This window comes from Roseibium album, assembly GCF_001404515.1.
Taxonomy (GTDB): domain Bacteria; phylum Pseudomonadota; class Alphaproteobacteria; order Rhizobiales; family Stappiaceae; genus Roseibium; species Roseibium album.
In genome coordinates, this window is sequence record NZ_CXWE01000008.1 from 230,655 (window position 1) to 243,381 (window position 12,727).

At 53.6% G+C, this 12,727-nt stretch carries 10 protein-coding genes; 9 read left to right on the forward strand and 1 reads right to left on the reverse strand.

Translation table 11 applies throughout. The features are described 5' to 3' along the window. Positions 1–116 precede the first annotated feature (116 nt). The 7 genes from chvE (at position 117) to LA5095_RS25525 (ending at position 8,920) form a co-directional block, all read left to right on the forward strand. The gene (chvE, locus tag LA5095_RS25495) at positions 117–1,181 is read left to right on the forward strand and encodes a multiple monosaccharide ABC transporter substrate-binding protein (protein ID WP_055120161.1); all 1,065 of its coding nucleotides are present in this window, start codon (positions 117–119) and stop codon (positions 1,179–1,181) included. 76 nt (positions 1,182–1,257) lie between these two features. Then, complete coding sequence (mmsA, locus tag LA5095_RS25500) at positions 1,258–2,772, forward strand: multiple monosaccharide ABC transporter ATP-binding protein (protein ID WP_055120163.1); 1,515 nt, start codon at positions 1,258–1,260, stop codon at positions 2,770–2,772. 9 nt (positions 2,773–2,781) lie between these two features. Continuing rightward, positions 2,782–4,035, forward strand: coding sequence for a multiple monosaccharide ABC transporter permease (gene mmsB / locus LA5095_RS25505; RefSeq protein WP_055120165.1), 1,254 nt, complete (start codon positions 2,782–2,784; stop codon positions 4,033–4,035). Between the two features lie 4 nt (positions 4,036–4,039). Further along, positions 4,040–5,035, forward strand: coding sequence for an AraD1 family protein (gene araD1 / locus LA5095_RS25510; protein ID WP_055120167.1), 996 nt, complete (start codon positions 4,040–4,042; stop codon positions 5,033–5,035). Between the two features lie 5 nt (positions 5,036–5,040). After that, complete coding sequence (araD, locus tag LA5095_RS25515) at positions 5,041–6,783, forward strand: L-arabinonate dehydratase (RefSeq protein WP_055120169.1); 1,743 nt, start codon at positions 5,041–5,043, stop codon at positions 6,781–6,783. Continuing rightward, a complete protein-coding gene (locus LA5095_RS25520) occupies positions 6,783–7,706 on the forward strand; it encodes a Gfo/Idh/MocA family protein (protein ID WP_055120171.1) in 924 nt (307 codons plus the stop codon). The genes araD and LA5095_RS25520 overlap by 1 nt, the downstream gene beginning before the upstream one ends. Positions 7,707–8,665: 959 nt before the next feature. Further along, the gene (locus LA5095_RS25525) at positions 8,666–8,920 is read left to right on the forward strand and encodes a hypothetical protein (protein ID WP_055120173.1); all 255 of its coding nucleotides are present in this window, start codon (positions 8,666–8,668) and stop codon (positions 8,918–8,920) included. Here LA5095_RS25525 and LA5095_RS25530 read toward each other — a convergent pair. After that, positions 8,913–9,503, reverse strand: coding sequence for a GNAT family N-acetyltransferase (locus LA5095_RS25530; RefSeq protein WP_055120175.1), 591 nt, complete (start codon positions 9,501–9,503; stop codon positions 8,913–8,915). The genes LA5095_RS25525 and LA5095_RS25530 overlap by 8 nt on opposite strands. A gap of 532 nt (positions 9,504–10,035) precedes the next feature. On the opposite strand from LA5095_RS25530, the gene LA5095_RS25535 reads away from it, so the two are divergent. Both LA5095_RS25535 and LA5095_RS25540 read left to right on the forward strand, forming a co-directional pair. Further along, a complete protein-coding gene (locus LA5095_RS25535; RefSeq protein ID WP_055120177.1) occupies positions 10,036–10,521 on the forward strand; it encodes a hypothetical protein in 486 nt (161 codons plus the stop codon). Between the two features lie 67 nt (positions 10,522–10,588). After that, entirely contained in the window at positions 10,589–12,625 is a 2,037-nt protein-coding gene (locus LA5095_RS25540; RefSeq protein ID WP_082442966.1) for a sigma-54-dependent Fis family transcriptional regulator, read from the forward strand. Positions 12,626–12,727 lie beyond the last annotated feature (102 nt).

Below are 12,727 nucleotides of genomic sequence, written 5' to 3' on the forward strand. Positions count from 1 at the left end.
AAGCTTTGATAGCAAAGAATGATTTGACGGTCATGTGTCTTTTCGCAAGTTTGAGAACGGCATCTAGGGATGCCCGTCATTTTAGGGTCGGTATTGTGCTGACCAGGGAGGAACACATGAAATTCTTTTCCAAAGCGCTGATTGCGGCCGCTGCGGCAGCAACACTGATGTCCGGCGTGTCTTTCGCTTCCGACAAGGGTGCGGTCGGCATCGCCATGCCAACCAAGTCGTCCGCCCGCTGGATCTCCGATGGGAACTCAATGGTCGAGCAGTTCACGGCCGCGGGCTATTCAACCGACCTTCAGTATGCGGAAGACGATATTCCAAATCAGTTGGCGCAGATCGAAAACATGATCACCAAAGGTGTCGATGTTCTGGTAATCGCGGCGATCGATGGAACGACGCTGTCCAACGCCCTGGAAAACGCAGCTGCGTCCGGAATCAAGGTCATTGCCTATGACCGGTTGATCCGTGACAGCGGCAACGTCGACTATTATGCGACCTTTGACAACTTCAAGGTTGGTGTTCAGCAGGCAACTTCGCTGGTCAACGGCCTGAAAGAGCGCTTTGGCGACGGTCCCTACAATGTTGAACTATTCGGCGGCTCTCCGGACGACAACAACGCCTATTTCTTCTACGACGGCGCGATGTCGGTGCTTCAGCCACTCATCGATGCGGGCACCATCAACATCGTTTCGGGCCAGATGGGCATGGACACTGTCGGAACACTTCGCTGGGACGGCGCTGTCGCCCAATCGCGCATGGACAACCTCCTTTCCGCCCACTACACCGACAAACAACTGCATGGTGCACTAAGCCCTTACGATGGCCTCTCCATCGGCATCCTGTCGTCGCTCAAAGGCGTCGGCTATGGTTCCGGCGACCTTGACATGCCGATTGTTTCCGGACAGGACGCCGAAGTTCCATCCGTCAAGTCCATTCTTGCCGGCGAGCAACACTCAACCGTCTTCAAGGACACACGCGAACTTGCCCGCGTCACGGTCGGAATGGTTGAGGCCATCCTCAATAACGGCGAACCTGAAATCAACGACACCAAAACCTATGACAACGGTGTCAAGGTGGTTCCGTCCTATTTGCTGGAGCCGGTGGCTGTCGATGCTTCCAACTGGGAAGATGTCCTCATCGGCAGCGGTTACTATACGGCTGATCAAGTCAAGTAAGTTTGGCCCGGCAAAAGACCCGTTCACAACCCTTCAGTTGCGGGCGGGTTTTTTTGGAACACGGAGATCGGAGTAGATGGCACTCCTGTCGATGCAAGACATCAGCAAGACCTTTCCGGGTGTCAAAGCTCTCGACCAGGTCAATCTTGATGTTCAGCAAGGTGAGATTCACGCAGTCGTTGGCGAAAACGGCGCGGGGAAATCCACACTCATGAAAATACTTTCGGGTGTTTATCCCCACGGATCCTATGACGGCAAAATACAGTTTGATGGAGCACCGGCGCAATTTGCCAACATCTCAGACAGCGAACGCCAGGGTATCATCATCATTCACCAGGAACTGGCACTGGTGCCCCAACTCTCCATTTCCGAGAACATTTTCCTGGGCAACGAACGCGCCAAAAGTGGTGTGATCAACTGGCGGGAAACCAACCGGCGTACCGAAGAGCTTCTTGCAAAAGTTGGACTGGCCGAAGCACCGTCCACACTGGTGGACAATATCGGCGTGGGAAAACAGCAGCTTGTGGAAATCGCCAAAGCGCTCTCCAAGCAGGTCAAGCTTCTCATTCTGGACGAGCCGACTGCCGCGCTTCAGGAAAACGACAGCCGAAAACTTCTGGACCTGATGCTCGAGCTGAAAGCGCAAGGTGTCACCAGCATCATCATCTCGCACAAGCTGAACGAAGTCCGCTACGTCGCAGACACGGTCACAGTCATCAGAGATGGCATGACTGTTTCCCGTTTGGATGCCAAGGCCGGATTGAGCGAGGACGAGATTGTTCGCGACATGGTCGGGCGAGAAATGACGCACCGATTCCCGGAACACCAACGCAGTCCGGGAAAGCTCTTGCTTGAGGTCAAGAACTGGGATGTCTGGCATCCGGAGCACACCGGGCGACAGGTCATACGCGATGTCTCCTTTGCCGTTCGCGCCGGTGAGGTTGTCGGTATCGCCGGTCTCATGGGGTCCGGTCGCACCGAGCTGGCGATGTCCATATTTGGTCGGTCCTATGGCCGCAATATCTCGGGTTCGGTGAAACTGAACGACAACGAAATAGATGTCAGTACCGTCGACAAGGCAATAAGTGCGGGTATTTCCTATGTCACGGAAGACCGGAAATCGCTTGGCCTGGTTCTCGATGAGACAATCCGATTCAACACCACTCTGGCAAATCTTGAGGGCGTATCCTCAGGATCTGTCCTGAAGCGGAATGACGAAACGAAGGTCGCCGAAAAGTTCAAGAAAGCCCTGGCGATTCGAACGCCATCGGTGTTCCAGAAAACGGTGAACCTTTCAGGTGGCAATCAGCAAAAAGTCGTTCTGGCCAAGTGGCTCTTCACGGAACCCGAAGTCCTGATCCTTGACGAGCCCACCCGGGGGATCGACGTGGGAGCCAAGTACGAAATCTACACCATTATCAACGACCTGGCGGACCAAGGCAAAGGCGTTGTGATGATCTCTTCTGAAATGCCGGAACTGCTCGGAATGTGCGACCGGATTTACGTGATGAACGAAGGTGCTCTTGTCGGTGAACTGAATGCCGAAGACGCAAGCCAGGAGCGCATCATGTCGCTCATAGTAAACGAATAGAGTTTAGTCATGGACTTGGCACAAAGCGATACAAATCCTGCGCCACAGGTAAAGACGAAAAGCATCGGGCAATACCTGTCGTCGCATTTGAGACAATACGGCCTCCTGTTCGCCCTCATTGCAGTGATGGCGTTTTTCCAGATCGTCACCGACGGCACCCTGCTGCGTGCGGTCAATGTCACCAATCTGCTGTTGCAGAATTCCTATATCATCATCATGGCACTCGGCATGCTGATTGTAATCGTTTCGGGAAATATCGATTTGTCGGTCGGGTCGGTCATGGGCTTCATCGGCGCACTGGCTGCCGTGATGATTGTCAACCTGGATCAATCGGTTCCGCTGACCATTGTTGCATGTCTATGCGTCGGTGGCATCATAGGAGCGGCGCAAGGCTATTGGGTTGCCTATTGGAAAATCCCCTCTTTTATCGTGACGCTTGCCGGGATGCTGGTGTTCAGAGGTCTTTCGCTCTGGTTGCTGGAAGGACAGTCCGTCGGACCGTTCCCGAAGGAGTTTCAGATTCTGGCAACAGGATTTGTTCCCGATATCTTTCCCGTAAGCTGGGGCGACTCCCTAGCCAATCTACTCGAGATCCGTCGTGTCAAGCATGTCAACATGCTGGCGCTGTTCACCGGTATCGCAGCAGCAGCCATGATTGTCTGGATCGGTCTTCGCCAGCGGGCACAAAACCGGCTTTACGGTATCGAGGATGAGCCGAAAATATTCTTCTTTGCGCGCAATATCATTGTCGCCGCAGCACTCATTTTCGTCATGTACAAACTGTCGCTGTTCCGCGGACTGCCCAACGTCCTGATAACGATGGGTGTGCTGACGATCATCTATGCCTTCATCACCGAGACGACCACTATCGGCCGCCGCATCTATGCGCTCGGCGGCAATGAAAAGGCCGCCAAACTTTCCGGCATCAAGACAGAAAGGCTCACCTTCCTTGCCTTCACAAATATGGGGGTCCTCGCTGCCGCGGCGGGCCTGGTCTTTGCCGCCCGTTTGAATACGGCAACCCCGAAGGCCGGGTTTGCATTGGAACTGGACGTTATAGCCGCGGTCTTCATCGGCGGTGCTTCAATGTCCGGTGGCGTTGGCACGATTATCGGCGCGGTTGTCGGTGCTTTCCTCATGGGTGTCCTGAACAACGGGATGTCGATCATGGGCATCGGCATAGACTACCAGCAGATGATCAAGGGGCTTGTCCTGCTCGCCGCCGTGATTTTCGACGTCTACAACAAGAACAAGCAAGGATAGTCAAATGCTGCTCTCACAGATCCTGGATACAGAAGGAAACTGCGCCGTTGTTGTGCGCAACGGCAGCGAAGCAGGTATCCTCAAAGGGGTTTCGTCGACCTATCAGCTCGTCATGAATGCAATCGGGAGTGGTCAATGTCTGGCCGAGAGTATTCGCTCCCACGAACTGGGGCCGGCTGTGGACCTTGAAAAACTGTCGGAAGACGGCCGCCTGCTCCTTCCTCTTCACCACCCGGATCCGGCCCACATGCACTTGACTGGAACGGGCCTCACCCACCTGGGCTCGGCCGCAACCCGGGATGCTATGCACGCCAAGACAGAGACGGACGAGACCCAGCTGACGGATTCCATGAAAATGTTCCGTATGGGGTTGAAGAACGGCAAGCCGACCAATGGTCACGCCGGGGTGCAACCGGAGTGGTTTTACAAAGGCAACGGAACCAGTGCCGTCGCTCCCGGCAGCGATCTGGTCAGCCCCGGGTTTTGTGACGACGGCGGCGAGGAGCCCGAAATCGCCGGGACATATGTCATTGGCCCGGATGGGACGCCTCACCGGGTCGGGTTCGCGCTGGCGAACGAATTCTCCGATCACGTCATGGAGCGGCAGAACTATCTTTATCTGGCCCATTCAAAACTGCGCCCTGCTTCCTTCGGACCGGAAATGCTCGTCGGAGACCTGCCGGATCATGTTGAGGGAACCAGCCGGCTAATTCGCGATGGATCGGTCCTTTGGCAGAAACCGTTCCTGTCCGGCGAAAGCAACATGTCTCACACCCTGGCCAACCTGGAACATCATCACTTCAAGTACGACCTGTTCTGCCAGCCAGGTGATGTTCATGTCCACATGTTCGGAACGGCTACGCTCTCCTTCGCTGACGGTATTTCTTGCATTGACGGGGATGTTGTTGAAATTGCAGCAAAAGGATTCGGTGTGCCGCTGAAAAACCGGTTGACCTTTGAAGTCAGGGACAGCGGCATGACTGCGGTCAGGGTGCTTTAGGAAAAATGACTTTCCAACCAGCAAAATGGCCGAGGAAACTGAGATCCGCGGAGTGGTTTGGCGGCACCAGCCGGGATAATATTTATCATCGCAGCTGGATGAAAAACCAGGGATTGCCGGACGACTTGTTTGACGGACGTCCGGTCATCGGCATTTGCAATACATGGTCACAACTCACGCCGTGCAATGCTCATCTGCGCGACCTCGCCGAACGCGTCAAACACGGAATATATGAAGCGGGCGGGTTTCCCGTCGAGTTTCCCGTTTTCTCGACGGGTGAGAGTACATTGCGGCCAACAGCCATGATGTTCCGAAACCTCGCGAGCATGGATGTTGAGGAAGCCATACGCGGGGCTCCTCTCGACGGCGTGGTTCTGCTCGTTGGTTGTGACAAGACGACACCCTCCCTGCTCATGGGATCCGCCTCCGTGAACCTGCCAGCGATTGCCGTCTCCGGCGGGCCGATGCTGAATGGCTGGTTCCACGGTGAAAGAGTAGGCTCAGGAACCCATCTCTGGAAGTTTTCAGAGGCCGTCAAGGCAGGCAAGATGACCCGAGAGGAATTTCTCGAAGCCGAAGTATCCATGAGTCGGTCGCCCGGCAGCTGCAACACCATGGGCACGGCCTCTACCATGGCATCGATGGCAGAAGCCCTTGGAATGGCGCTCTCCGGAAATGCCGCCATTCCCGCCGTCGACAGCCGACGACGTGTCATGGCGCATCTGACCGGCCGCCGCATCGTTCAGATGGTCAAGGACGACCTGAAGCCGTCGGATATCCTGACCAGGGAAGCTTTTGAAAACGCGATCCGGACCAACGGGGCGATCGGCGGATCAACCAACGCCGTCATTCACCTGCTGGCAATTGCCGGACGCGTCGGGATCGATCTCACGCTTGACGACTGGGACGAGTTTGGGCGCGACGTACCAACGATCGTCGACCTTATGCCTTCCGGCAAATATCTGATGGAAGAATTTTTCTACGCCGGCGGTCTGCCTGTTGTGATCAAACGTCTCGGCGAGGCCGGAATGCTCAACAAGCAAGCCATCACAGCTTCCGGCGAGACAATCTGGGATCAGGTCAAGAGTGTCAAGAATTGGAACGAGGATGTGATCGTGCCAGTTGAAAGAGCCTTGACCGATCAGGGTGGCATAGCGGTTCTCAAAGGCAACTTGTCACCGAATGGCGCCGTATTGAAGCCCTCGGCAGCGTCGCCAAACCTTTTGAAGCACCGAGGCAGGGCGGTCGTTTTTGAAGACATTGACGACTACAAGCTCAGGATCAACGATGAAGACCTCGACATCGACGAGACTTGCATCATGGTGCTCAAGAACTGCGGCCCCAAGGGCTATCCAGGATTGTCCGAGGTCGGAAACATGGGCCTGCCTCCCAAAATCCTGCGGAAGGGTATTACAGACATGATCCGGATTTCCGATGCGAGAATGTCAGGTACGGCTTATGGAACGGTCGTTCTGCATACTGCGCCGGAGGCTGCGGCAGGCGGCCCGCTGGCCGTCGTGCGTTCCGGAGATTTTATTGAACTGGATGTTCCCGACCGCCGACTTCACCTGGAAGTTTCCGACGAAGAATTGCAAAAGCGGCTGGATGCCTGGACACCCACTCACATTGTTCCGGAAAGTGGATATGCCCGTCTCTTTCACGATCATGTGCAAGGAGCAGATACCGGTGCCGATTTCGATTTTCTCAAGGGTTGCCGGGGCTCCGCTGTACCGAAGGATTCACATTGATGGTAGAAAAACTCGCGCTGGTCGGCATCGGAAAGATCGCTCGAGACCAGCATATTCCGGCAATATCCGGCAACCCAAACTGGTCGCTCGAGGCAACGGTCAGCCGTCACGCATCGGTTGACGGTGTCGCCTCCTTTGAAACGCTTGAGGCCTTGCTGGAGGAGCGGCCGGACATTTCGACGATCTCGCTCGCCATTCCGCCCCAACCCCGATTTTCGTATGCCGAAGCAGCCCTCAAGGCTGGCAAACATGTCATGCTCGAAAAGCCACCGGGACAAAGTCTGGCGGAGTGTTTTGCGCTTGAAGCGCTCGCTCGTGAAATGGACGTCTCAATCTTTGCAACCTGGCATTCCAGATTTGCGGATTGTGTACCTCACCTGAAATCCTGGCTCTCCTCTCGAGAGCTCAAGCGTCTCGCGATTGTCTGGAAGGAAGACGTCCGACATTGGCATCCCGGGCAGGAATGGATCTGGGAACCGGGCGGCATGGGTGTCTTTGACCCAGGCATAAATGCGCTGTCGATCATGACCGAGATCCTGCCTCATGCGGTTCATGTCTGTGAAGCAATGCTGGAGTACCCGGAAAACCGGGCCACACCGATCGCCGCCAAACTCAAGTTTACTGATCCAAATGGAGCCGAAATGACTGCAGTTTTCGATTGGCGGCAAGAAGGCCTGCAGACATGGGATATTGAAATTGAAACCACCGACGGCGACGCCCGATTGTCGCTGGGAGGAGAAAAGCTCGAAATCAACGGAGAGCTGATCAAGAGCGGTTCCAACAACGAGTACCCGAACCTCTATGCCAGGATGTCCGAGCTGGTTCGAAACGGTGCAAGCGACATGGACATGTCCCCGTTCATTCATGTCTGCGACGCGTATTCCCTTGGTCGGAGGATCACAACCTCTCCGTTTGAATACTGATCGTTCTTTCAATTACCCGGGTCTGCGCAGTGGTTTCCAGCCTCGGACCACTTCAATGGACGAGGATCACATGAGCTTGAAGCGTGTGTGGAGCCCACTGTGCAAGACGTCCTGAAAGCGGGCAATAACAGGCACGCCCTGCCATGAGACGGCGGGTTGGATGGTAACCCGTTCGCACTCTCCGGTTGTTTGAGGAGCAAATGGTTCACGACACTGACCGGGCTCACCTGGACATGGCCGTGCGCAGCACACCACGTCATGACCGTGTCGCATCGCCTCTTCACTCGGGACGTCGTTTCCAGCTTCACCAACCAGATCGGTTTCAGGATTGCCGCCTAGCCTGCGGGTGACAAGCTCAACACCAGAATGTTTTTTGATCGCGAAAACAAAGTGTCGCCTCCGGGCAACACCCCTGAAGGGCCACGAGTGGTCTGGCGTGCAAAGGACCGGCCACTCACACGTGGCTGATCATAAAGACGCCATATGTAACGTTTCTTTACATTCTTTTCAGAATCAGCGCCACGCACCACCAATTTTGTAACTTTTCTATACACTTTTACTTTATTTCGTGTAGTAAAAAATCTACACTTCGATATCTTTATCAGTTTAAAGTTTAAATATTCTCCAATTGTTGATTTTATATTCTATTTATACTATGTTCAACACGCAAACTTACGGAGCGCAGCAAGTGAGAGCTTGGAGCTTAGTTTACCCCAACCAGACATTTCCGGAGGTTTCATGCACATGAACCTGCGGAAAAGAGAAGCATCAGCATATCCAAACTACCTGGGGAGCCTTGAAGCATACGGACCTAAACGCCAAAGGCCTTGCTGGCGGTGCGTAACCGTTGTCACCGGATCACATCCATCGTCACCGAGGATCATGACTTTTGACCGAAATTCGCCCTACTAGGCCCCGAATAAAGAAACGGACAAAATCCAAAACAAGCGGCTGGCGACATGTCACACAATGTATCTGAAAGTAACTACGAAACAACACTTACGATCGTGAAGATAGAAGGCGGAATCGAAGTCACACGTTCTTCCGTGACATCTGCAGCCGCGGTTTGCATACCACAATTGGGCAGTGTTTATTCTTTGTTCGACTTTGTGGACGGAAAAGAACTGACCGGTGTCGTAACAAGGGTCCTGCATAAAAATGTCGTCAACAAGGGGCCGGCCTTCAACGGTTCCATCGAAGTTACGCTCACTTGAACCGGGACCACGTTTCATTCGCGTTGCATTGTGCGAGGTTTGACCAGTTAGATTTCGAAAGAACGAGAACCAGAAACTCTTCAATTGTTTCGGAAACAAAGGAAAACCGGCGCTTCACTCGTTCCGTTCGTTCGAACCCCAACCGTTCCAAGAGGTATATTGATCCAGCGTTTGAAACATGAACTTCAGCTTTGAGCGAGAGTCCGTCAGGGCAAGCGAAATGATGATCCACGAACCAGTTTACAGCGCTGCTCGCAATACCCTGACCCCAATACTCATGAGCAACCCAAAACATTATCTGGTCCGAGAGCGAGACAATGCCGGTAAATTCACCATTCAACTCCAGTGTTCTCGATACCTGCCCGGAGCCGCACAGGAAATCCATGTATTCGGTCAATGTCCGATCGTCCAATGGACAAGGCAGTGCTGCGAGATATCGGGACACACGTTCATCGGAAAGCGCAACAGCTATTGGCAAACGGTCCTTTGGCAATGTGGGTCTGAGGCGAAGCACTCCGCCCGGAAGCGTGAGTTTCGACTCATCCGGCAGGTTTGCGACTATTCCCGGCGCGCCCTTGTTCACTCAGTGCCTCCATCCTGGCGGTGATACGACAGCACACCACACTCCGACGTTCCCAAAATAACCTCAATCAAACAATGATTTGTCGAAACATTCACCCAGAGCTCCGGATAAAAGAAAGCCACCACAATACGCACTGCCATCTGCCGCCTTCGTATTTGTTCCAAAAATTATATAATAAAAAAAATTAAGTGTTTTTACGAACAAATCATAGACATTCGGAAAATTTACAAGTAAAATATGAAGCAATCAAGCACGTGCTGACGACTTTGTGAAATAAACATAAACTTCAAATGTCCGTCAACAGCGTTAACATGGGAGCATAGTACGTTCAATTAGCACCGCTTTGCGGAGCATTCTCACGTAATTTGCTCAATTTCCCCCTAAATTTGCTGTATTTTTATTTGTTAGTCACCGTTGAATATTTGGTGATACGTCGAAAGAACAAGAAACCGCTTCGATGCGGCAACGAAGTTGGTGCGAATAGTCAAATTGATGATTTCGGCACCGAAGTTACAAGTAGGGAGAGAAGAAATTGGTCGAAATAATCTCCAAGAAGGACGGACCGAGGCGTGAAGATGTGGCCGCCAAACGCCTGATCAACGAAAACAGGTCCACGATTCATCGGCTCGCTGACCAGATAAGCAATGGTGGTTTCAGCCGATCGCGGCAGCTTCTGAAGGAATCGCGGCAGGAGCCCAAACCTGACGGTCTGGTTTTTCATTTCCTAGACAATTCAAGAACGCCTGAAGAACCGGAACCGCGATTGCGCCGGAGCCCGAACGGGCGCGTGTTTGTGATGGATACCAAGTCCGGAAAACAGATATTGTTTCTGGGCGAGGTCCGGGAACGGGACTCTCTTCGCTACTTCGCCTTGTCAACGAAGAAGAACGGGTTCATTTCACCCGTCGACGAGGAGATTGAACACTCCTTGAGTGATCTGGACGGCGTCGTCATAGAATCCCCCGAAGTCGAAGAAAAAATGCTCGACGTTATCCGGAAAAGACTGCAGGTCCCCTGACCCCGAATTGAGGGAGGGACAAAAAATTCACGCTCAGAATTGCTACTTGTCAGGGACGCGAGACAACATGCCAACGAGCTATTTCACGACACAGAATCACGCCGGCTTCAAGAAGCGCGAGACGAATTCAATCAATGCCGAACGCCAAACGATGCGCTCCTGGGAGCAGTATGTTGAAGGTCGGCTGGATACCAATGAAATCGAACGCGGACTTGCAGGTGTACGACCGGAAATACTGAAGTCCTGGGATCGAAGCAAAGACCTCGGGATCAGTGCGCTGTCGCAAGCCTCTCCCAAAAAGCTTACCGCTGAAAATATTTTCACGCTGACCCAGAAAAACCAGACGCTTGTCATTGCCGCAAGGGCCGCCTTTGCACGACTCGCACCGCACTTGGCCGAATCCGGAGCCATTTTGATCCTAACGGACAAGAATGGAACAATTATCGAGGCAATTGGCGATCCGGAGACAATAGACGCAGGACGTGACATTCAGCTGGAAATCGGGGGCGTCTGGGCGGAAGGCGTCATCGGGACGAACGGTATCGGAACCGCATTGAGCACGGGAACACCAGCCTACGTTCATGCATCCGAACATTTTTGCGTGGGTATCAAGGCGTGGACTTGCGCCGCCGCGCCAATATTCGACCCCCTAGACAAGAGTATCGCCGGAGTACTGGATCTGTCCGGGCCGCCGGCCATTTTCCGACCGCACAATCTCGCGCTTGTTGTTGCCGCAGCACGCGAGATTGAAATTGCCCTGGCAGAGGGACTGCGGGAAGAAAGGACACTTCTTCTGGAAGCTCTCATCGACTCGCCCTCTACGCACAGCAGTACCGACGGCATCGTTCTCCTCAACCGGGCTGGACGGATCGTTTACAACCGGAACACCGACAAGATTTCCTCCAGACGCAAGCAGGATCTTGTGATCGGCCGGAAGTTGCTGGCCATGAAACCGGAAATGACCGACGGGCAACTTGCCGAAGCTATTCCACGTGAACTGGTCATCAAGGGCGTCGAACTTCTCAAGACCGGCGGTGAAACTCGCGGCGCTGTTCTGATCCTGCCTGGCGACTCCCAATCAAAGAAACCCGCGGCCAGGTCCCAGAGTGTAAAAATCTCGGCGCGCAGTGGCGTCGAGGAAGATGAAATCGAGATTATCGGCAATTGCCCGAGAATGCTCGAAGCCATGGACTATGCGCGCCGGGCGGCAGAAGCGAATGTTACTGTTCTGGTTCAAGGGGAAACCGGCGTCGGCAAGGAACTGTTCGCCCGTCTGATTCACAGCCACCACAAGAAGAAAAACGCTCCCTATGTCGCTGTCAATTGCGCGGCCATTTCCAGCGACCTGATCGGTGGCGAACTGTTTGGACATGTCGCCGGCGCTTTCACTGGTGCGTTGCGAGAAGGGAAGGTCGGCAAGTTCGAACTGGCAAACAGCGGTGTGATATGTCTCGACGAAATCGGCGACATGCCGCTGGAACTGCAATCTTATCTGCTGCGGACGCTGGAACAGCGAGCGGTCTATCGCATCGGATGTAACAGGCGGCGCGCAATTGATGTTCAGCTGGTCGCAATGACCAACCGAAATCTGCGCAACGACATCGAAGAAGGCAATTTTCGACGGGATCTCTTCTACAGGATCAGCGCGATTGTCATTGAAGTCCCGCCCCTTCGCGAAAGAGGTGACGACATTCAACTGCTTGTCGATCAGTTCAATGGGGTTTTATCGCGCAAGTTCGGACGTCCTCTGCTGACCTTCGACGACAGCGCAAGAACGGCACTCGGCACCTATCGCTGGCCTGGAAATGTACGCGAACTCAGAAACACCATCGAAAGACTGTGCCTGCTGGCAAAGAGCGAACGGATTTCCATGTGGGATCTTCCACCGGACATCACATCTCCGGATGACGATATGATCCTGCCAGCCGGCCACGTACCGGTACCTGCTGACAAGCTCAACCTCGACGACATTGAATCAATCGCGATACAGCGGACAATTGAACTTGAAAACGGGAATCTGTCCAAAGTTGCCGCCTCGTTGGGCATCTCACGCCCTACTCTCTATCGAAAGATAAAGTTATACGGGCTTGAACGAGGAAAATAGAACGCGTTATATGCGTACTGCAAATTTGAAATACAAAACAACAGTACCGAAAAAAAAATCCAGAATACTAGTGGGCGACAGAGATGATACTGAATGTCGCCC

Bases quoted from the DNA above. Each gene is read 5' to 3' on its own strand.
- chvE (WP_055120161.1), top strand. From the start codon at position 117: ATGAAATTCTTTTCCAAAGCGCTGATTGCGGCCGCTGCGGCAGCAACA.
- mmsA (WP_055120163.1), top strand. From the start codon at position 1,258: ATGGCACTCCTGTCGATGCAAGACATCAGCAAGACCTTTCCGGGTGTC.
- mmsB (WP_055120165.1), top strand. From the start codon at position 2,782: ATGGACTTGGCACAAAGCGATACAAATCCTGCGCCACAGGTAAAGACG.
- araD1 (WP_055120167.1), top strand. From the start codon at position 4,040: ATGCTGCTCTCACAGATCCTGGATACAGAAGGAAACTGCGCCGTTGTT.
- araD (WP_055120169.1), top strand. From the start codon at position 5,041: ATGACTTTCCAACCAGCAAAATGGCCGAGGAAACTGAGATCCGCGGAG.
- LA5095_RS25520 (WP_055120171.1), top strand. From the start codon at position 6,783: ATGGTAGAAAAACTCGCGCTGGTCGGCATCGGAAAGATCGCTCGAGAC.
- LA5095_RS25525 (WP_055120173.1), top strand. From the start codon at position 8,666: ATGTCACACAATGTATCTGAAAGTAACTACGAAACAACACTTACGATC.
- LA5095_RS25540 (WP_082442966.1), top strand. From the start codon at position 10,589: ATGCCAACGAGCTATTTCACGACACAGAATCACGCCGGCTTCAAGAAG.